Source organism: Bariatricus sp. HCP28S3_A4 (genome assembly GCF_052066395.1).
In the GTDB taxonomy this organism is placed as follows: Bacteria; Bacillota; Clostridia; order Lachnospirales; family Lachnospiraceae; genus Allocoprococcus.
Window position 1 is genome coordinate 1 of sequence record NZ_JBQHSE010000006.1, and the last position, 19,582, is coordinate 19,582.

At 45.0% G+C, this 19,582-nt stretch carries 16 protein-coding genes and 1 tRNA gene; 15 read left to right on the top strand and 2 right to left on the bottom strand.

Features of this window, described 5'->3' with window-relative positions; all coding sequences use genetic code 11:
- Nucleotides 1-240: 240 nt before the first annotated feature.
- The 13 genes from yedF (at nucleotide 241) to ACTNBF_RS04530 (ending at nucleotide 15,922) form a co-directional block, all read left to right on the top strand.
- Nucleotides 241-846 (top strand): sulfurtransferase-like selenium metabolism protein YedF, encoded by a 606-nt coding sequence (gene yedF / locus ACTNBF_RS04470; protein ID WP_427806646.1) that lies wholly within the window; start codon nucleotides 241-243, stop codon nucleotides 844-846.
- Nucleotides 847-887: 41 nt separating this feature from the next.
- Entirely contained in the window at nucleotides 888-1,928 is a 1,041-nt protein-coding gene (gene selD / locus ACTNBF_RS04475; RefSeq protein ID WP_427806647.1) for a selenide, water dikinase SelD, read from the top strand.
- Nucleotides 1,929-2,020: 92 nt separating this feature from the next.
- Nucleotides 2,021-3,415, top strand: a complete 1,395-nt coding sequence (selA, locus tag ACTNBF_RS04480) for an L-seryl-tRNA(Sec) selenium transferase (protein WP_427806648.1) — start codon at nucleotides 2,021-2,023, stop codon at nucleotides 3,413-3,415.
- Nucleotides 3,412-5,328, top strand: a complete 1,917-nt coding sequence (selB, locus tag ACTNBF_RS04485) for a selenocysteine-specific translation elongation factor (RefSeq protein ID WP_441088826.1) — start codon at nucleotides 3,412-3,414, stop codon at nucleotides 5,326-5,328. Before selA ends, selB begins: the two co-directional genes overlap by 4 nt.
- Nucleotides 5,325-6,227, top strand: coding sequence for a selenium metabolism-associated LysR family transcriptional regulator (locus ACTNBF_RS04490; RefSeq protein ID WP_427806650.1), 903 nt, complete (start codon nucleotides 5,325-5,327; stop codon nucleotides 6,225-6,227). The genes selB and ACTNBF_RS04490 overlap by 4 nt, the downstream gene beginning before the upstream one ends.
- Before the next feature lie 179 nt (nucleotides 6,228-6,406).
- The gene (locus tag ACTNBF_RS04495) at nucleotides 6,407-7,546 is read left to right on the top strand and encodes an aminotransferase class V-fold PLP-dependent enzyme (RefSeq protein WP_427806651.1); all 1,140 of its coding nucleotides are present in this window, start codon (nucleotides 6,407-6,409) and stop codon (nucleotides 7,544-7,546) included.
- Nucleotides 7,547-7,585: 39 nt separating this feature from the next.
- On the top strand, nucleotides 7,586-8,689 hold the full coding sequence (gene yedE, locus ACTNBF_RS04500; protein ID WP_427806652.1) for a YedE family putative selenium transporter: 1,104 nt from the start codon (nucleotides 7,586-7,588) through the stop codon (nucleotides 8,687-8,689).
- A gap of 60 nt (nucleotides 8,690-8,749) precedes the next feature.
- Nucleotides 8,750-8,953: a sulfurtransferase TusA family protein gene (locus ACTNBF_RS04505; RefSeq protein WP_427806654.1), complete on the top strand. Its 204-nt coding sequence runs from the start codon at nucleotides 8,750-8,752 to the stop codon at nucleotides 8,951-8,953.
- The gene (locus tag ACTNBF_RS04510) at nucleotides 8,953-9,189 is read left to right on the top strand and encodes a DUF3343 domain-containing protein (RefSeq protein WP_427806656.1); all 237 of its coding nucleotides are present in this window, start codon (nucleotides 8,953-8,955) and stop codon (nucleotides 9,187-9,189) included. The genes ACTNBF_RS04505 and ACTNBF_RS04510 overlap by 1 nt, the downstream gene beginning before the upstream one ends.
- Before the next feature lie 159 nt (nucleotides 9,190-9,348).
- Complete coding sequence (locus tag ACTNBF_RS04515; RefSeq protein ID WP_441088827.1) at nucleotides 9,349-10,710, top strand: Wadjet anti-phage system protein JetA family protein; 1,362 nt, start codon at nucleotides 9,349-9,351, stop codon at nucleotides 10,708-10,710.
- Between the two features lie 42 nt (nucleotides 10,711-10,752).
- Complete coding sequence (locus ACTNBF_RS04520; RefSeq protein ID WP_441088828.1) at nucleotides 10,753-11,406, top strand: DUF4194 domain-containing protein; 654 nt, start codon at nucleotides 10,753-10,755, stop codon at nucleotides 11,404-11,406.
- Complete coding sequence (locus ACTNBF_RS04525; RefSeq protein WP_441088829.1) at nucleotides 11,348-14,710, top strand: ATP-binding protein; 3,363 nt, start codon at nucleotides 11,348-11,350, stop codon at nucleotides 14,708-14,710. The genes ACTNBF_RS04520 and ACTNBF_RS04525 overlap by 59 nt, the downstream gene beginning before the upstream one ends.
- Before the next feature lie 12 nt (nucleotides 14,711-14,722).
- The gene (locus tag ACTNBF_RS04530) at nucleotides 14,723-15,922 is read left to right on the top strand and encodes a Wadjet anti-phage system protein JetD domain-containing protein (RefSeq protein ID WP_441088830.1); all 1,200 of its coding nucleotides are present in this window, start codon (nucleotides 14,723-14,725) and stop codon (nucleotides 15,920-15,922) included.
- A 73-nt stretch (nucleotides 15,923-15,995) separates the two neighbouring features.
- Here the strand turns inward: ACTNBF_RS04530 and ACTNBF_RS04535 are convergent, their stop codons facing one another.
- Both ACTNBF_RS04535 and ACTNBF_RS04540 read right to left on the bottom strand, forming a co-directional pair.
- Nucleotides 15,996-16,583 (bottom strand): TetR/AcrR family transcriptional regulator, encoded by a 588-nt coding sequence (locus tag ACTNBF_RS04535; protein WP_427806661.1) that lies wholly within the window; start codon nucleotides 16,581-16,583, stop codon nucleotides 15,996-15,998.
- Nucleotides 16,584-16,599: 16 nt separating this feature from the next.
- Nucleotides 16,600-17,637 carry a proline racemase family protein gene (locus tag ACTNBF_RS04540; RefSeq protein ID WP_427818791.1) on the bottom strand — a complete coding sequence of 346 codons (1,038 nt, stop codon included), beginning with the start codon at nucleotides 17,635-17,637 and terminating at the stop codon, nucleotides 16,600-16,602.
- A 369-nt stretch (nucleotides 17,638-18,006) separates the two neighbouring features.
- On the opposite strand from ACTNBF_RS04540, the gene ACTNBF_RS04545 reads away from it, so the two are divergent.
- Together ACTNBF_RS04545 and prdC are read left to right on the top strand one after the other, a co-directional pair.
- Nucleotides 18,007-18,104, top strand: a tRNA-Sec gene (locus ACTNBF_RS04545).
- 117 nt (nucleotides 18,105-18,221) lie between these two features.
- Nucleotides 18,222-19,550 carry a proline reductase-associated electron transfer protein PrdC gene (prdC, locus tag ACTNBF_RS04550; protein ID WP_427806663.1) on the top strand — a complete coding sequence of 443 codons (1,329 nt, stop codon included), beginning with the start codon at nucleotides 18,222-18,224 and terminating at the stop codon, nucleotides 19,548-19,550.
- Nucleotides 19,551-19,582: the final 32 nt, after the last annotated feature.

A 19,582-nucleotide genomic window follows, 5' to 3' on the forward strand; every position in this document is an offset into this window, starting at 1 on the left:
GGCCCCCCCCCACAACCCGGCCCCCCCAAAAAAACAAACCCCCGAGGCACACCCCCCCCCCGCGCCCCCACCCCCCCCCCCCACCCCACATGGACAAAGGCGTCCCCCTTGAACCCCCTTCCTCGCAAAATTTCAAAAATAACAGTTTACCTTTGTATAGTTCAGTGATAGAATGTATCTATAAATGAGAAGAAGGGAATTTTGACATAAAACATCAAAAGAAAGGAAGGTAATCGACAAATGATTACAGTAAACGCAATGGGTGATAACTGCCCGATTCCAGTTATTAAGACAAAAAAAGCAATGCAGGCGCTGACCGGCCCGGAGACGATCGAAGTTCTGGTAGATAATGAGATCGCTGTTCAGAATGTAACGAAGATGGCAGCTGCACAGGGCGGAGAAGTAAGCTCTGAGAAGCTTGGAGAAAAAGAATTCAAGGTTACGATCAAAATGCAGGGAGCACCGGCAAGTGCGGAGGCTGAAGAAGCTGTCTGCACTCCGGACAGAAAGGGTGACACGATCGTGGTTGTTTCTTCTGACCGTATGGGATCCGGCAATGATGAACTTGGAAAAGTATTGATCAAGGGATTTATTTTCGCAGTAACCCAGCTTGATACACTGCCGAAGAAGATGCTGTTCTACAATGGCGGTGCTACATTGACTGCAGAAGGTTCTGATTCTTTGGAAGATCTGAAGTCTCTCGAGGCGCAGGGAGTAGAGATCCTGACCTGTGGTACATGTCTGGATTACTACCATTTGAAAGAAAAACTGGCCGTTGGCTCTGTGACCAATATGTATGCGATCGTAGAAGCTATGGCCGAGGCTGGAAGAATCATCAGACCGTAGATGGTTCACGGCAAAATAACAAACTTTAGGAGAATGGGAAAATGAGTAAGGATATCAAATTGACGCAATTGGCAAAAACCGCGGGATGAGCCGCTAAAATAGGTCCGGAGACCCTTGCCCAGGTTCTGGGTAAGCTTCCGAAATTTCACGATGACAACCTTCTGGTTGGTATCGAGACATCTGATGATGCGGCAATCTACAAAGTGACAGATGACATCGCAATGATTCAGACGGTGGATTTCTTTACACCGATCGTTGACGATCCGTACATGTTTGGACAGATCGCAGCAGCCAATTCTCTCAGTGACGTATATGCCATGGGAGGAGAGCCTAAAGTGGCTCTGAATATTGTTGGTTTCCCGAATTGCCTTGACCCGTCTATTTTGGGGGATATCCTGGCAGGTGGAGCTGACAAAGTGAAAGAAGCAGGAGCTGTTCTGGTGGGAGGTCACACGATTCAGAATGACGAACCTCAGTATGGACTCTGTGTGTCCGGCTTTGTTCACCCGCAGCGCATTTTCAAAAATTACGGATGTAAACCGGGAGATGTTCTGATTCTGACCAAACAGGTAGGCAGCGGAATCGTTAATACGGCGATCAAGGCGCAGATGGCCTCCGACAAGGCGATTCGTGAAGTGGAAATGGTTATGTCTTCGCTGAACAAAAAAGCCAAGGAAGTGGTAGATGGATATCCGGTAAATGCATGTACAGACATTACAGGTTTTGGTCTTCTGGGACACTGTGTGGAGATGGCAGAAGCCAGTGAAGTGACGTTCAATCTGAATGTCCACGATATCGCATATTTTGACGAGGCGATCGCCTACGCCAAGATGGGACTGGTTCCGGCGGGAGCCTATAAGAATCGTGGATATTCCCAGATGAAAGTGGATATGGGAAACGTAGAGGAACATTTTATTGATCTGCTTTATGATCCACAGACCTCCGGCGGACTTCTGCTCAGTGTGGAACCGCAGTATGTGGAAGTAATCATGGAGACATTTGAGAAGAAACACATGGAAACGAAGGTTTCTATCATAGGAACAGTGGAAGAGAAGAGTGACAAGCTTATACGTCTGCACTGATAACAGAGCATTTATGCAGGACAATATACGCCCGGCAGAGCAAATGCCGGGCGCTGCCTGAAAGATAATAAAGTATTTGGAAGTGGAAGAAGATGAACAAGAATCAATTATATCGTAATATCCCGAAAGTGGATGTGCTTCTGGAAATGGAGATCATTCAGCTTTTGATCGAACAGTACGGAAGAGAGACTGTCATGGAAGCAATCCGGGAGGAGATGGAGGCCCTGAGAGCATTTATCGGGGCATGTGAAGAAGAAGAGAAGATTGTGCGGCAGATTCAGGATCTGCCGCAGCAGATCGTAAGGCATGTGGAGAGACTCCATACACCGAACATGCGCATGGTGATTAACGGAACCGGTACGATTCTGCATACGAATCTGGGACGTGCACCAATCAGTCAGGAGCATGTATCAAAACTGGCTGATATTGTCACCGGCTATTCCAATCTGGAGTATAATCTGGAGGCCGGGAAGCGGGGAGAGAGATATTCCCATTTTGAGAAGCTTCTGTGTAAACTCACGGGAGCTGAGGCGGCAATGGCCGTCAATAATAATGCAGCCGCAGTGATGCTGATTTTGAGTTCTATGGCAAAAGGCGGCGAAGTTATTGTATCCAGAGGAGAGCTGGTGGAAATCGGCGGAAAGTTCCGTATTCCGGATGTGATGGAACAAAGCGGCGCATCTCTGGTAGAGGTCGGAACGACCAATAAGACACATTATTCCGATTATGAAGAAGCGATTACTGAAAATACAAAAGCGCTCCTTAAAGTACATACCAGTAATTACCGGATCGTAGGCTTTACCGATACGGTCACGATCGATGATCTGGTTCCGCTGGCAAAGGAACACGACCTTCCTATTATTGAGGATTTGGGAAGCGGCGTGCTGATCGACCTGAGCAAATATGGACTGACTTATGAGCCGACGGTTCAGGATTCCATCCGCAAAGGAGCAGATGTGGTATGTTTCAGCGGAGACAAGCTGCTGGGAGGGCCACAGGCAGGAATTATTATCGGTAAGAAGAAATATATTGATCAGATGAAGAAGAACCAGCTTACACGTGCACTGCGTATCGATAAATTTACGGCGACGGTGCTGGAACTCGTTCTTCAAGAATATTTATCTGAGGAAAAAGCAATTCAGAATATTCCGGTTCTTCGTATGATCACGGAGACCGAAGAAGAAGTGGCACATCGCGCCCAGAACCTGAAAAGGATGTTGAGACGAGCAGGTCTTGCGGCGGAATTTGGACTTGAAAAATGCGAGTCACAGATTGGAGGAGGATCACTCCCTCTGGAGCGGATCCCAAGTATGGCGGTTACGATAAAGCCTGAAAAAATGAGTGTGCCGCAGTTAGAAGAAAAAATGAGACATCTGGAGGTGCCTATCATCCCGAGAACGGCGAATGATACGATTTATCTGGATGTCAGAACCATAGAAACACGTTGGTTTAAGAAGATTACAGAAATGCTGGGAGAGCTGTTATGAAAAATATCATCATAGGAACCGCAGGTCACATTGACCACGGGAAGACAACATTGATCAAGGCTCTGACCGGGCGAAATACGGATCGTTGGGAAGAAGAACAGCGTCGTGGAATTACGATCGATCTGGGATTTACCTGGTTCGATTTGAAAAATGGTGACCGGGTAGGAATCATTGATGTTCCGGGCCACGAGAAATTTATCAATAACATGGTTGCCGGAGTTGTGGGAATGGATCTCGTCATGCTGGTTGTGGCGGCGGATGAAGGAATCATGCCGCAGACAAGGGAACATATGGACATTCTGGGACTTCTGGGAATTAAGAAAAGCATTCTCGTCCTCAATAAATGTGATCTGGTGGACGAGGAATGGCTGGAGTTGGTTGAAGAGGAAATACAGGAAGAATTGAAAGGAACATTTCTGGAAGGTGCGCCGGTGGTACGTGTTTCAGCAGCGACCGGACAGGGGCTCGAAGAACTGACCGATACGATCATTCGGGTGATGGCGGATGAGGTGGAAGAGAAAGATACGCAGACGATTCCGAGACTTCCGATCGACCGTGTGTTTACACTTTCCGGTTTTGGAACGATCATCACGGGAACCTTGATTTCCGGAACAATTTCCAAAGAGGATGTACTCGAAATGTATCCGATCGGGAAAGAGTGCAAGATCCGGAGCATCCAGGTACACGGACAGGACAAGGATAAGTGCTATGCCGGGCAGAGGGTAGCGATTAATCTTTCCAATATCAAGAAGAAAGAGATTCACAGAGGCTGCGTGATCGCTCCGAAGAACAGTATGAAGAACACGGATCTGCTGGATGTTAAATTATCGGTATTGCCGGATTCTATGCGAATTGTGACGAATCATGAAAGACTGCATCTGTATACGGGGACCAGCGAGATCCTCTGTCGTGCCGTGCTGCTGGATAAGGAAGAAATCGGGCCGGGAGAAAGCGGACTGGTGCAGCTGCGTCTGGAAGAAGAAATCGCGCTGAAGAGAGGCGACCGATTTGTGGTGCGTTTCTATTCGCCGATGGAGACCATTGGAGGCGGCGTGGTGCTGGAGCCGAATCCGGTGAGAAAGAAACGATTCGATGAGAAGGCAATTGAAGAATTAAAGAAGAAAGAATCCGGTTCGCTTGCAGATGTTATGGAGCTGCATATCAAACAGCATGCAGATACAATGATTACGATGGCTGAACTTGCGAAGATTATGGCACATTCTGTGGATGAACTTCAGGAATACCTGGAAGAATTGAAAGAAGAAGGAATTGTTCATGTCTTTGCGATGAAGAAAGATGTATATCTCTGGCACAGAGACAGTGAATATGCATTGCGCCAGAAGATACAGGAGGCGCTTGAGGCTTATCATAAGAGATATCCTTACCGTTATGGTATGAAGAAAGCTGAGATCCATAACACCTATCTGAAAAAGGTGAAACCGATCGTGTTTGATGCTTATATCGAGCAGCTTGTGGCACAAAATCAGATCGGACGCAAGGACGAATACCTGCATCTGGCAGAATTTGAAGTGTCGAAAGACGCAATGTTCCTGAAGACGGAAAAGACTCTGGTCGATGCTTTTGAAAAGGCAGGATTTGATTTCGTGAGATTTTCGGAAATTGATCTCGGAACAATCCCGAGGGAAACCGCGGAGGATGTTCTTCAGTTACTTGTAGATGAAGAACGGGTTGTGCGGATCAATGAAGAAATGTTTACGATGAAGTATCTGATGGATGAGGCAGAGGAGAAGATTCGCAAGCATTTGGAGAATGAGGATGTGATTACGATCGCACAGGTAAGAGATATGTTCTCCACGAGCCGAAAAAGTGCCAAGCCGATACTCGAATATATGGACAGCATTAAGGTTACAAAGAAGACCGGAGCAGAAAGTGAAAGGGTAGCATACTTATGAATCTAAAACAATTGGAGGCATTTGTGAAGGTGGCAGAGGGAGGCAGCTTCTCAAAGGCGGCAAAGTCTCTGTTTTTGACTCAGCCTACCATAAGTGCACATATTTCCTCCCTGGAAAGAGAACTGAACGTCAGATTGTTTGTGAGAAATACAAAAGAGGTTATTCTGTCAGAGCAGGGCAAGGTACTTTATGAGTATGCCCGGCAGATGGTTGAATTGCAGAATAAGATTACCGAGATTTTTTCAACAGAAACGAAAAAAGATGTTCAGTGTATTACGATTGCGACATCAACGATTCCCGCACAGTATCTTTTGCCGGATATTCTTGCAGAATTCAGTTCCAGATATCCGAAAGAACAGTTCCGTGTGATGGAAACGGACAGTGCAAAAGTTGTGGAAAAGGTTGCCGGACATATTGTGGATATTGGGTTTACGGGAACCGTTCTTGAAAAAAAGTATTGTAAATACATACCGTTTTACAAAGATGATCTGGTGATTATTATGCCAAATAATGAAAAATACCAGCGTATCAAGGAAGAAGAAACGACAATTGACTGGATTGCAAATGAAGCGATCATCATGAGGGAAGAGGGATCAGGAACGCGGAAAGAAGCGGAAAAGCAGCTTCGCCGTGCCGGAATTGATGTGGAGAAACTGAATGTTGTAGCAAGCATTGAGAATTCGGAAGCTATTAAGAAATCAGTTAAAAGCGGAATAGGTATTACTATGATATCGCGGCTTGCGGTGCAGGATGTGATTGAATCCGGGCAAGTGCTGGATTTCCCGCTTTCGAGTAAAGATGATGGAAGAGATCTGAATCTGGTCTATAACAAGAATTACCAGCTTTCTAATTCTGCGGAACGTTTTATTCGTGTCGTGAAAGAGATGTATAACATATAAGAAATGAGCCTGTTTATAGATAAAAACTATAAATGGGCTTATTTATTGTACTTTTCGATTAGACGAAAGCGGGAATAAAGGCTATACTAGAGATAGTCAAATTGTACGGGAAAAAATACATAGGTATCATTTGGGAAGATACAAGCTGTACTTGAAAAGGAAATTGGAGGAAGGTACATATGATATATATGGATAATGCGGCGACGACGATGCAGAAACCGCAACAGGTAATCGATGCGGTGGCAGCGGCAATGTGCTCTATGGGGAATGCGGGCAGAGGCGCACATGCAGCATCACTCGGCGCGGCGCGAACGATTTATGATGCCAGAGAGAAGCTGGCTTGTTTTTTTCATGCGGAAAATCCGAAACAGATTGCATTTACGATGAATTCAACGGAAAGTCTGAATATAGCGCTGAAGGGGGTCCTGAATCCGGGAGACCATGTGATCACAACGATGCTGGAACACAATTCAGTACTTCGCCCTCTGTATGAACTGCAGGAAAAGGGAACGGAGCTTACCATTCTGAAAAGCAATCCGCAGGGGACGCTGGATTATGAGGATTTTGAGAAGGCGATCAAGGAAAACACCAAAGCAATCGTGTGTACACATGGTTCAAATCTGACAGGAAACCTTGTGGATGTGAAGCGAGTAGGCGAGATTGCGAAGAAACATGGATTTTTGTTTATCGTAGATGCATCTCAGACGGCGGGGGTATTTCCGATCGATGTGCAGGAGATGGGGATCGATATTTTGTGTTTTACCGGTCATAAAGGACTTTTAGGACCGCAGGGAACAGGTGGGATCTATGTGAGAGAAGGACTGACAGTCCGTCCTCTGTTATGTGGCGGAAGCGGGGTGCAGACTTATAATAAAAAGCATCCTTCTGAGATGCCGACTGCTCTGGAAGCCGGAACACTGAACGGACACGGGATCGCCGGTCTGGATGCGGCAGTGGAATATCTGATGGAGACAGGAATTGATACGATCAGAGAGAGAGAGCAGGATCTGATGTGGAGATTTTACGAAGGGGTGAAGGACATCCCCGGAGTAAAAGTTTACGGAGATTTCAGTACGCGGGAGCGATGTGCGATCGTGACGCTGAATATCGGAGATTATGATTCTTCAGAAGTGAGTGATGAGCTTCTTATGACATATGGAATATCTACAAGAGCCGGAGGACACTGTGCACCGCTTATGCATGAGGCACTGGGGACGGTAGAACAGGGTGCGGTGAGATTCAGCTTTTCGCATTACAACACGGATGAAGAATTAAATACAGCCATTCAGGCAGTGAAAGAAATGGCTGCCGAAGAGTAACTCTGAAGAAGAGAGTAAAAGGCATAAGGAGGAAGTAACATGAATTTATCAGATTCAAAAAAGAAACTCGCGATTGCGGGTGTGATCTGCGGACTTGTAGCGGCATGTCTTGCATTTTTCGGGAACCCTGCAAACATGGCATTTTGTATTGCCTGCTTCGTACGTGATATGGCAGGTTCACTGGGAATGCATCAGGCAGAAGTTGTGCAGTACGCAAGACCGGAGATCATCGGACTTGTACTGGGCGCTTTTATTATCTCTGTGGCAACGAAGGAATATCGTTCTACAGCAGGTTCATCACCGATGATTCGTTTCGTACTGGGTATGATTATTATGATTGGTTCCCTGATTTTCCTGGGATGTCCGCTTCGTATGATTATCCGTATGTCAGCAGGTGATCTGAATGCATGGGTAGCACTGATCGGATTTGTTCTGGGTGTATCGACCGGTGCATTTGCACTGAAGAAAGGGTTCAGTCTTGGACGGTCTCATGAGACGAACAAAACAAGCGGAGCAGTGCTTCCGGTCATCATGGTTGGAATCCTGATTCTTGCAACATGCACATCACTTTTGAAGGCAAGTGAAGCTGGTCCGGGAAGTATCCATGCACCGCTGATTCTGTCGCTGGTTGGCGGACTCATTTTTGGAGCAGTTGCACAGAAATCCAGAATGTGCTTTGCAGGAAGTATCCGTGATATCGTGCTTATGAAGAATTTTGATCTGTTTACCGTAATTGGAAGCTTATTTGTAGTTATGTTGATCTTTAATGTGGCAACAGGAAGATTTGTTCTTGGATTCAATACACCGGGAATCATTGCACATTCTCAGCATCTGTGGAATATTCTTGGTATGTATGCAGTAGGATTTGCTGCAGTACTGGCAGGAGGATGCCCGCTTCGTCAGCTGATCCTTGCAGGACAGGGATCTTCCGATGCGGCAGTTACCGTTCTGGGTCTGTTCTTTGGAGCAGCTCTTTGCCATAACTTCGGTCTGGCATCCAGCGGAACATCCCTGAACCCGGAGACAAAAGAACTGGTTGCAGGAGCTGTTACAACAAACGGTAAAGTGGCTTGCATTATCTGCATCATTGTTTGTTTCGTGATTGCATTCACAAACAAGAGAGAGACTGCAAAGACAAAATAAAAAGCAAAGGGTAGATATTAACAAAATAATATGCTATTCTAAGAAAGAAGGTAAAATAATATGAAGGAAGTAGATGCAAGAGGACTTTCCTGCCCGGAACCGCTTATGATGACAGCGGAAGCATTAAAAGATGCGAAGGGTCCAATCAAAGTGCTGGTCAGTGAACCGCATCAGAGAACGAACGTAGAAAAGTTTGCAAAGGACCACGGAAAAAAAGCAACAACGACAGAGAAAGGCTCCGAATTCGAAATTGTGATCGAATAATGAGAAAGAAAGAGTTAAAACTGGTCGTGACATTCCACACTACGGCAGATGCCATGGCGATGGAGAAAGCCTGTAAGGCAAAGAATGCGGACGGAAGACTGATTCCGGTGCCGCGGGAGATCTCAGCAGGCTGTGGGCTTGCATGGTGTGCCGGACTGGAACACAGGGATGCACTGAAAGAGATCATGTCAAGTGTTGGAATCGAAGAAGAAGAGATGCATGAATGCATGGTATAAAAAAGATTGCGCGTAAGCGCAGTCTTTTTTATGTTGCCGTTTATATGAGAAAATGATCCGGTGGATCATTTTTTGAGTTATACATTTGAAATTTGCGTGGTGCAGGGGCGCGATATGTGATAGAATAAAAGAGAACATTTATTTGATTGGAGTGCGGTTATGCAGTTGCGTTTTGAAATCCCGGATTCGTTCTGGAGTCTGTTCCGTTCCGTGAACCGGGAGGCTTATATGGAAGCCCTTCTGGTTATTAATGAAGAATACCAGTACAGTAATTATTTCCTCACGAAAGAAGTGTGCGTACAGGTGCTTGGAGATATGTATGCAAAGAAGCAGCTCCGACTGGTGCGTGAAGAAAATGAGACGGAGTTTGATATGCTGGAAACACCGTCACTTCGTATGCTGAATTGGCTGATCAGAACGGGATGGCTGAAAAAGATTGAAGATTATCATACATTGGCGACGAATATTGTGATACCGGATTATTCGGCGGTTTTCATCGATGCGTTCGAACGTCTCAGCTCTGAAGATATGGAGGAGACGGAAATCTATATCCAGAATGTATACGCGACTTTATTTTCCTTCCGGAATGATCCCAGGGTGAATCTGAATATGCTGCGCACGGCGCTGATCAATACCCGGCGGCTGAACAAAGCACTGCAGGATATGCTGCATAACATGGATAAGTTTTTTGAGAGACTTCTGGATCAGCGGTTCTATGGAGATCTTCTGAAAGAGCATCTGGATGGGTATGTGGAAGAAATCGTGAGGCGCAAATACCATATACTGAAGACTTCCGATAATTTTTATATTTACAAAATGGATATCAAGAAGTGCCTGCGCGATATGCGGGAAAATGAAGAATGGATCGAAACGGTTCGGGAGCGTTCCAGGGCGATGGGAGATACGAAGGAGGATGTTCTGGAACTTCTGGATCAGATTGAACGGGGATTTGATGATATTGAGCACCGTATTGCCAATATGGATAAGGAACACACGAAATATGTGCGCGCAACCGTGACAAGACTTAATTATCTGTTAAGTGGAGAAACGGACACCAAAGGGCTTGTGGTGCAGTTGCTGAACCGCATGGGAGATGCAGCGGATTATGAGCAAATTGTACAGAAGACTGGTGCAAAGATGAATCTTTCACTTCTGGAGATTGTTTCGGAGAAATCACTTTATAAGCGGCGTAAAGGAAGGAAAGACTTTATCAGTCAGATGCAGCCAGAGGAGACCACGGAGGATCTGGACAAGGAAGATGTGCTGAAGTTGAACCGGATTCAGCATCGGTACAGCCGAAGACAGATAGAAGATTTTATAGAGGAGAATATACGGGAAGGCGTTATGGATGCGCTGTCCCTTCCTATGCGGGAAGAAGATGAATTTGAAAAACTGATTCTTGCGTATGATCGCAGCACACGAAGGAACAGCAAGTATATGGTGCTGGAAGAGGATGTAAGGATGGTGGAGAAAAACGGTTATCGCTATCCGGCATTGAAATTTGTAAAAAGACAGGTTTAACAAGTTGGTGTCTGTAATACATCATGAAGATGGGAGAAATGAATGATTGATTATTATGAACAGCTCACACAGGAGGAGCAGGAAGCAATCACAGAAGTGGTTCAGACTCTTTTCAGGCAGACCTTCCTTTTGGAGCGGAAATACGACAAACGGACGGGCAGGCTTCAGTATGGGAAAGAGTACCGGACTGCGATGAAGCATCTGCCGTTTCTGAAAGAATATTTTAGAGTGGCGGGAATCACACTTTATGAAAACAACAATATAGGTATGCTGTATATTCAGGGAGAGACGCTCTGGGGCGAAAAACTTCCGAGACTTGCAACTATCTATATACTGGTACTAAAGCTGATCTATGATGAGCAGATGCAGAATGTGTCCACAAGCAGTCAGATCGTGACGACGCTGGGTGCCGTGAACGGCAAAGCAGGAGAGTTCAGAGTACTTCAGAACATCCCGTCAGCTACGGAGATGCGCAGGACGATTGCACTTTTGAAAAAATATCAGTTGATTGAACCGCTGGATCTTCTGGAAGAACTAAATGAAAGTACCCGGATTGTCATTTATCCGAGTATTCATGCAGTGCTTGCAGGAGACGACATCAGAGAATTATTGGAGACGTTCAGTGAGGAGGAACATTTTGGAAAAGAAGGAGAAACAGCAGCCGTTCAAGGCACTCTCGAAGATCTGCCTGAATAACTGGCATTATATAGACAGAAAAATACTGTCACTCAGCGAGGAAATCAATTTCTTTACCGGACATTCGGGGAGCGGAAAATCGACCGTGATTGATGCACTGCAGATTGTGCTCTATGCTAACACGGATGGCAGAGGTTTTTTCAACAAGGCTGCAGCCGATGATTCAGATCGTTCACTGATTGAGTACCTGAGGGGCATGGTCAATATCAGTGAAAATAATGAAGCACAATATTTGCGAAATTCCAATTTTTCCAGTACGATCGTGCTGGAGCTTGAACAGACAAACACAAAGGAAAAACAATGTGTCGGCGTTGTGTTTGACGTGGAAACTGCGACGAATGAAATCGGAAGACTGTTTTTCTGGCATACAGGAGGACTTCTTGAGAATCATTATCGGGCAGACAAAAGATGTCTTACGACTATGGAAGTCAGAGAATACCTGCAGCGGTCGTTTCCACAGGAGGGATATTACTGCGGGCCGAGCAATGAGCGGTTCCGAAGGCAACTCTATGATGTGTACCTGGGTGGACTGGATATGGAGAAATTTCCCAGATTGTTTAAACGGGCAATCCCTTTTAAAATGAATATCAAGCTGGAAGATTTCGTGAAGGAATATATCTGTATGGAGCAGGATATTCATATTGAAGATATGCAGGAAAGCGTTATGCAGTACGGCAGGATGCGGAAACGGATCGAAGAGACGCTTGAAGAAATAACATGTCTCAAAGAAATAGGAGAGATGTATCGGAATTTTGATGAGAGAAGAGAGAAGGTACAGCTTGGAGAATACCAGCTTCAGAGACTGGAAATGATGCGTCGTGAGGCAGAGGTTCAGGAGAAACGAGATCGAATTCAGAGCCTTTCTCAGGATAATCGTGAATTCCTGGAGCAAAAGGCAATGCTGGAAACGGAAGAGAAGGCATTTCAGCAAGAATATGATGAACTCTTGATTCGGCTCAATAACAGTGGGTATAAAATGCTTGAGACGGAACTTGCAGGGCTTAATGAGGCTCTGGAACGGTTGGATGGAAGCAAAGCAAGATGGACGCAGACTGCTAACCGGCTGAAGGAGTGGAAGACAAAGGAGATGACTTCTAACCAGACAATCTGGGATATTGACCGATTTGCATCCGGCGGTATCACTTTTGGAGAACTCAAGAGACTTAAAAATGCGTTGGCTCAGATGAGAAATGAACTGGAAGAAGAGCGCCGGGAAATTGATGGAGAACTTCGGCGAATCAAGAAGGAAGAGAAGGAATCACGTGAGGAATTAAAGGAGCTGAAACAAGGACGAAAAGCGTATCCAAAGGAGCTGGAAGCGGCCAGGATCGAACTGCAGAATCAGATTTATAAAAGAACCGGTACCTTCGTAAATGTGAAGATTCTTGCGGATCTTCTGGATATCCGTGATGAGCGATGGCACAACGCGGTAGAAGGTTATATGGGAGGTAACAAATTGCTTCTCGTTGTTGAGCCGGAGTATGCGAAGACAGCGATGGAAATCTATCAGAAGATGGATAAGAAGAAATACTATCGTGCTGCCGTGCTGGATACAGAAAAAGTATTGGAGGAAAAGCACGAGGTGCGTCCGGGGGCTCTGGCAGAGGAAGTGATCGCAAAGGAATCCTATGTCCGGGAATACATCCGTTTCTTCCTTGGAAATGTGATGAAATGTGAGAATATAGAGGAACTCAGAAATCAGCGCATCGGAGTGACTCCGGACTGTATGCTGTATCATAGTTACCGGTTGCAGCATATCAATCCCGAGAATTATACCAGGCGTGCATACATTGGTGAGACGAGTCTCAGACAAAGAATCCGACAGCTTGAAGAACGATGTAATAAGCTTCAGGAAGAGCGTTTGCCCCTGCAGGATCAGCTTGAGGAAATTCGGAAACTGTTGGATCTGGAAAGCCTGATACAGCCGGAAGAAGACTATATGGCACAGATTCAGGATGCCAGAATGATTCCTGAAAAAGAACGCCGTAAAGAGCAGCTGACTGAGCAGATGAAAAAGCTTCGGGAGGATTCAGTAGAAGCCCTGGAAAGGCAGATGGAGGAACTCGCAAATCGGAAAGAGGAAAAGAAGAAGCAAGTAGTTGCTGCCGAAGTGCAGGCGGAAAAATGCTGTGATAAGATCGAGATGTTGAAAGATCAGATTGTCGATTCGGAGGAAGAACTGGCAGAATTCAGAAAAGATTTTCAAGAGAATACAGAGTATGAGGAAGTGTTCCGTAAGTTCCTGGAAGCAAGAAAATCGGTGAATTATGAGTATCTGAAAAGCCAGGTTGCCAAGGGGCTTGGTGAATTAAAAAATGCAATGGACGATGCTTATCAGAGGCTGGTAGACAGGAGAAGCGTTTATATTAGACGATATCCGAATCGAACTTTTTCCACCAGTGTCAAAGAAAATTCAGACTATGACAAACTGCTGGACAGCCTTCAGTGTGATGACTTGGAGAAATACCGTGAGTCGGCAAAGGAACAGGCTCGCTCGGCCGTGGAACATTTTAAAGATGACTTTATTTTCAAAATCCGCAGCGCAATCCGGGAGGCTTACCAGCGAAGAGATGAGCTGAACCGGATCATAAGCGGACTGGATTTCGGAAAGGATAAGTATCAGTTTGTGATCACACGGAATAAAGGAGCGGATGGAAAATATTATAAGATGTTCATGGATGACGCTCTGCAGATCAATCCGGCTGATCTTGGTAATACGATGGATAACCAGCTTAATATGTTTACAATGGAGCATGAAGAGGAATATGGAGAGATGATGAATGAATTGATCAATATCTTTATTCCACCGGAGAATGCGACGAGGGAAGAGCTGGATGAAGCCAGAAAGAACATGGAAAAATATGCGGATTACCGGACATATCTTTCTTTTGATATGCAGCAGATCGTGCAAGGGGAGAAAAATATGACCATCGGTCTCGGGAAGATGATCAAGAAAAATTCCGGAGGAGAGGGACAAAATCCGCTGTATGTGGCGCTGCTGGCAAGCTTTGCCCAGGTTTACAGAATCAATCTGTCGCCGAAAGTGCAGAGACGTCCGACGCTGCGGCTGGTTGTTTTGGATGAGGCGTTCTCGAAGATGGATGCGGAGAAAGTGGCAAGCTGCATCTCTCTGATAAGGGGGCTGGGATTCCAGGCAATTATCAGTGCGACCAATGATAAGATTCAGAACTATCTGGAAAATGTAGATAAAACATTTGTATATGCAAATCCGAACAAGCGTCATATTTCGATTCAGGAATTTGAAAAAACGGAATTTTCGCAGCTTGCGGATGTTGAGGAATAAAGGGGAAAACGTATGTATCTTGTAAAAAAGATTATTGAGAAATGTGAACACAGCAGTCGTGACTGGCGCGAGGGAGCAACCGGTGGCAGAACACTGAGGATCACCCAGGAGGATTATGACCTCTGCGGGAAGCAGGAACTGATCGATGAGGCGAGAAAACTGGAGGCGGCAGGCCTTCTTACAATTAAAAAGTGGGTGATACCGGACAGTGATATTGAATTGATTGCATATCGAGTTGAAAAACTTTCGCAATTCTACCGGCTTGCGGACAGCGAAAGTGGGGAAGAGTATTGGCCGAAACAGGCGCGTGTGAATTATTATACAAGAAAAATTGAGGAAGAACTTTCGGAAGGTTTCCAGAAAGAATGGATTGAACAATATTTTGAGAGTCTGAGAGCACGTCTGGGTAAAGGTGAGTTCCCGAAAGAGGTGGAGAAGCTGGAAATGTCGCTTGCGGCTTTTCGGGGGATCGATAGTCTGGAAGAACCGGTATTGAAACGAATTTTTAGTAAACAGTATCTGAAAGATTCCAAGATGTTTGAACGTGAACTTGAAAGACATGTAATCAGTGTGGCAAGAAAATACTGCGATACCATTACAGAAGATATGGATTCTTCTACGGTATTGGAACAGCTTATGATTGAGGAATATTCCCAGGAACTGGCAGTGAAAGGACCACTGAAACTTAAAATATGGCGCGGTTCAGAGGCAAAGCGAGTGGATCTTTCTGACTTTGTTTATGGTACTGTACTGAACAGCCAGACGCTGAAGCATGCTGTAGTAGAGCTGGATCAGCCGGGACTGAAAAAAGTGGTGACAATTGAAAATAAAGCAAATTATGTGTCGATGCCGTATCAGCCGGACACATTGTATGTATTCAGTCACGGATATTTCTCGCCTCTGGACAGAGAATTCCTGAAAAAGCTTAGAAGAGCGCTGAATGGGAAGCCGGTGGAGTATTTTCACAGCGGAGATCTGGACTATGGCGGAGTGAAAATTTATGAGTATATTAAGAAGCAGATTCTTCCGGACGTACAGCCGCTGAAGATGGATGTGGAGACGTTTGAAAAATATGCCTCTTTTGCAGAGCCGATCAGTAAGGAAACAATGGCAAAATTGCAGAAAACAAAGATCCCTGATTTGCAGGAATTGATTGACAAAATGATTGAAACCGGAATGGGGATTGAACAGGAGAGTTTTTTGATCGTATAAAGGAAAGGATAACGCAAATGAAGAAAAAATAAGCAAGGGCAGCATCTTTTCGGGATGCTGCCCATTATTATGCTTAAAATCCTTCCACAAACTGATCCAGAACATGCGGCAATAATTTGTCGCTATATTCGGTCAGAGAGTAATTCCCTTTGCAAAGTGCCCAATCGTAGAGTAAAGCTCTTTCGTACATTGCGTATATCTTCAACAACTCCTGCGGAGTGCTGGTGTTTTTGAATTCACCGGATTCGATCGCGCCGGAAATCGTATCGGTAAGCCAAGTGAAATAATAACGGTCACTTTCCAGGAGAGATCGCTTGTCCTTGGTAATCAATTGTGAAGAATATAAAGATGCGAGCAGATTCACATCAATTGTAGTTTCAATCATATAGAACAGTTCATGATTGAAAAACAGCAATTTGTCGTAGGCTGATAAGTCAGGATCGACGATTCCTGCAAGCTCCTCATATTTATCATCAAAAAGGTATGAGAGCGTGTTAAGCAATGCTTCTTTTCCTTTGAAATAATGATAAAATGTACCCTTCGAAGTCTTGGAGGCGGCAATGATTTCATCTACTGTTGTTTGCTCGTATCCGTTTTTGTGAAAAAGAGTCCACGCAGCTTTTACAATTTTGCTTTTTGTGGAACGGCGTTTCTTAGGCATTAAATAACCTCACTTCCTAACGTTTGCTTCCGACTTTAAAGCCGTATTTCAGTGGATCGTCCGGGTCGATCACATAAGTTGCATCGCCGGTCAGGTAGGCGCTTCCGGTAATCTGAGGAATAACTGCATCAAATTCTCCGACTTTTGCTTCTTTCAGGATGACGCCTTTAAACTGGGAGCCGATAAAGCTTTCATATACGAAAGGTTCTCCGATCCCGATTTCGCCTCTTTTGTATAAGGTCGCCAGTTTAGCACTTGTTCCTGTTCCGCACGGAGAACGATCTGCCATATGGTCGCCGAAAATAACAACGTTGCGTTTATTACAGCCAGGAGTGTCGGTTGAACAGTACATTTCTACAAGGTCTACTGTTGTGATATCCAATTCTGGATGTTTGATTTCTACTTCTTTGTTGACCTGTTCCAACATATGGATACCGAAATCGGTAAGCTTTGGAATAGAATCCGGATCAACAGTCCAACCGAATTGCTCAGCGTCTACGAGGGCGAAGAAACTTCCGCCGAAAGCAATGTCATATTTTACTTCCCTTCCGTCTACGGTGGTAGTCAGATTCTCCTTATAAAGGAAAGCAGGCACATTCGTTAAAGTAACGTTCAAAACTTTTCCGTTCTTTACTTCGGCCTTGGTGCGAATGATTCCGGCAGGAGCATCCAGAACGACTTCCGTATATGGTTCTACGGCCGGAACAAGCCCCGTTTCGATAATTGCGGTTACAGATCCAATCGTGCCATGTCCGCACATGTTTAAATATTCGCCTGTATCCATAAAGATTACTCCGAAATCAGCTTCCGGATGCACCGGCTCTGTTAAAAGAGCTCCGAACATATCATGGTGTCCACGTGGTTCGAACATCAAGGCACGGCGGTATTGATCATAATTCTCTGCAAGGAAATTCTTGCGTTCGATCATGGTGTCACCTTTCAGCTCCGGAAAACCGGACATGATGATACGCGTAAATTCCCCCACTGTATGAGTATCAATTGCATGAAAAGACGCTTCAAAAGCGTCAAGGTTAAGCTTTGGATGAATTTCCATTTCCCAATTCCCTCCTTAAAGTAAGTTATAGAAATAATCTATAAGCTGTCAGCATAAAGCGGGCAGCATAGTAGTAGAAACCAAAATGATAAATAGAATATAGAGCAGCCTTTGGAAATATATTTCTGCAGTCTGCTAAATATTATTATGTATTATGTAATAAAATGGACGACAAAACCTGTGCGGCATTAAGCATTCCGCTGTGAAATAAATGTTGTCTAGACTTGATTCTAGTATGAAGTACAGTTTCTGAAAATATTATCTACGAAAAGCCTTGAAAAGTCAATAGAAATTTGCTACAATAAAAAACGAAATAAATGTTGAAAAATGAAATAAACTGTGGTACAGTTAGAAAGCCGGAAATAATATGGGGGTAGATGGGTAACTGGTGTGCCTCCTAGTCTTCAAAACTAGTGTGGGGCGTTAAGAGCGTCCTGGGTGGGTTCGATTCCCACATGCCCTCGCCAAGAAAAGATTGGCTTTCCGACTTAAGATGACACCTGTAAAGTAAGCGATCGTATTTTTATACGTTCGCTTTTCATATTATATATAGAAAATATTTATAAGTGAAAGGGAGAAGGGTCATGGGAAACTTACAAATTTTACTGCGTCAGCATGTTGGGGCACCCTGCGCGGCGGTGGTAAAGGCTGGTGACAGAGTTGAAAAAGGCACCTTGATCGCGACACCGACGGGCCTTGGCGCAAATATTTTCTCGAGTGCGTATGGCGTGGTTGAGGAAGTGAAGGAAGATCGGATCATTATCAGGCCTGATGAAGTTCAGAAAGATGAATTTGTTCCGATCCAGGAAGGCAGCAAGCTGGATATGGTGAAATCAGCGGGCGTAGTTGGTATGGGCGGAGCTGGATTTCCGACAGGTGTGAAATTGGGAACTGACCTGAAGGGTGGATATATTCTGGTGAATGCGGCAGAATGTGAGCCTGGACTGAGGCACAATATTCAGCAGCTTGAAGAAGATTGCGAGAAAGTCATCCGCGGCGTAAAACACTGCATGGAAATTTCAAATGCGGCAAAAGCAATCTTTGCAATTAAAAAGAAGAATGAGAAAGCTGTTGCAAGACTGCGCGAAGCACTGAAAGATGAGGACGCGATTACGATTCATCTGCTTCCGGATATCTATCCGATGGGAGAAGAACGTGCGGTTGTAAGAGAGTGTCTGGGAATTGAACTTCAAACGACTCAGCTGCCCTCAGCGGCAAATGCGATCGTCTGCAATGTAGAGACGCTGGCAAGGGTATCGGAAGCAATTGATGAAAGAAAGCCTTGCTTTTCAAAGAATCTTACTGTGATTGGTAAGATTAATGGTGGAAATGAACCACATGTTTTTATGGATGTTCCTGTAGGAACGAGTGTTGGTGATCTGATTGAGAGGGCTGGCGGTATTGATGGCCTTTATGGGGAAATTATTATGGGAGGACCATTTACCGGAAAGGCCACTACTGAAGAAGAACCAATCACCAAGACAACCGGAGGAATCATTGTTACGATTGATTTTCCGGATCTTCACGGAGCAAAAGTAGGTTTATTGGTATGTGCCTGCGGAGGAAGTGAAGAAAGAATGCGTGATATTTGTGCTAAGATGAATGGAGTAGTTGCGTCTGTCGCAAGATGTAAACAGGCGATTGAGAATAAACCGGGAGCACCATTGAAGTGCGAACGCCCCGGTAATTGTCCGGGACAGGCAAAGAATAACATTCAGTTTAAGAAAGACGGATGTGAATACATTATCATAGGAAACTGCTCTGACTGTTCCAATACAGTAATGGGATCTGCTCCGAAGATGGGATTGAAAGTATTCCACCAGACGGATCATGTAATGAGGACGATCGGGCATCCGCTTTACAGATATCTGCGGGTATCGAAACAGGTAGAACAACTTCCGGACGGCAAATAGGCCGCGGAATGAGATAATAGGACAAGTAACGA

Coding starts and splice junctions, on each gene's coding strand:
- prdC (WP_427806663.1), top strand. CDS start 18,222: ATGGGAAACTTACAAATTTTACTGCGTCAGCATGTTGGGGCACCCTGC.
- ACTNBF_RS04495 (WP_427806651.1), top strand. CDS start 6,407: ATGATATATATGGATAATGCGGCGACGACGATGCAGAAACCGCAACAG.
- ACTNBF_RS04505 (WP_427806654.1), top strand. CDS start 8,750: ATGAAGGAAGTAGATGCAAGAGGACTTTCCTGCCCGGAACCGCTTATG.
- selB (WP_441088826.1), top strand. CDS start 3,412: ATGAAAAATATCATCATAGGAACCGCAGGTCACATTGACCACGGGAAG.
- ACTNBF_RS04510 (WP_427806656.1), top strand. CDS start 8,953: ATGAGAAAGAAAGAGTTAAAACTGGTCGTGACATTCCACACTACGGCA.
- ACTNBF_RS04530 (WP_441088830.1), top strand. CDS start 14,723: ATGTATCTTGTAAAAAAGATTATTGAGAAATGTGAACACAGCAGTCGT.
- yedF (WP_427806646.1), top strand. CDS start 241: ATGATTACAGTAAACGCAATGGGTGATAACTGCCCGATTCCAGTTATT.
- ACTNBF_RS04515 (WP_441088827.1), top strand. CDS start 9,349: ATGCAGTTGCGTTTTGAAATCCCGGATTCGTTCTGGAGTCTGTTCCGT.
- yedE (WP_427806652.1), top strand. CDS start 7,586: ATGAATTTATCAGATTCAAAAAAGAAACTCGCGATTGCGGGTGTGATC.
- ACTNBF_RS04540 (WP_427818791.1), bottom strand. CDS start 17,637: ATGGAAATTCATCCAAAGCTTAACCTTGACGCTTTTGAAGCGTCTTTT.
- ACTNBF_RS04490 (WP_427806650.1), top strand. CDS start 5,325: ATGAATCTAAAACAATTGGAGGCATTTGTGAAGGTGGCAGAGGGAGGC.
- ACTNBF_RS04520 (WP_441088828.1), top strand. CDS start 10,753: ATGATTGATTATTATGAACAGCTCACACAGGAGGAGCAGGAAGCAATC.
- ACTNBF_RS04535 (WP_427806661.1), bottom strand. CDS start 16,583: ATGCCTAAGAAACGCCGTTCCACAAAAAGCAAAATTGTAAAAGCTGCG.
- selA (WP_427806648.1), top strand. CDS start 2,021: ATGAACAAGAATCAATTATATCGTAATATCCCGAAAGTGGATGTGCTT.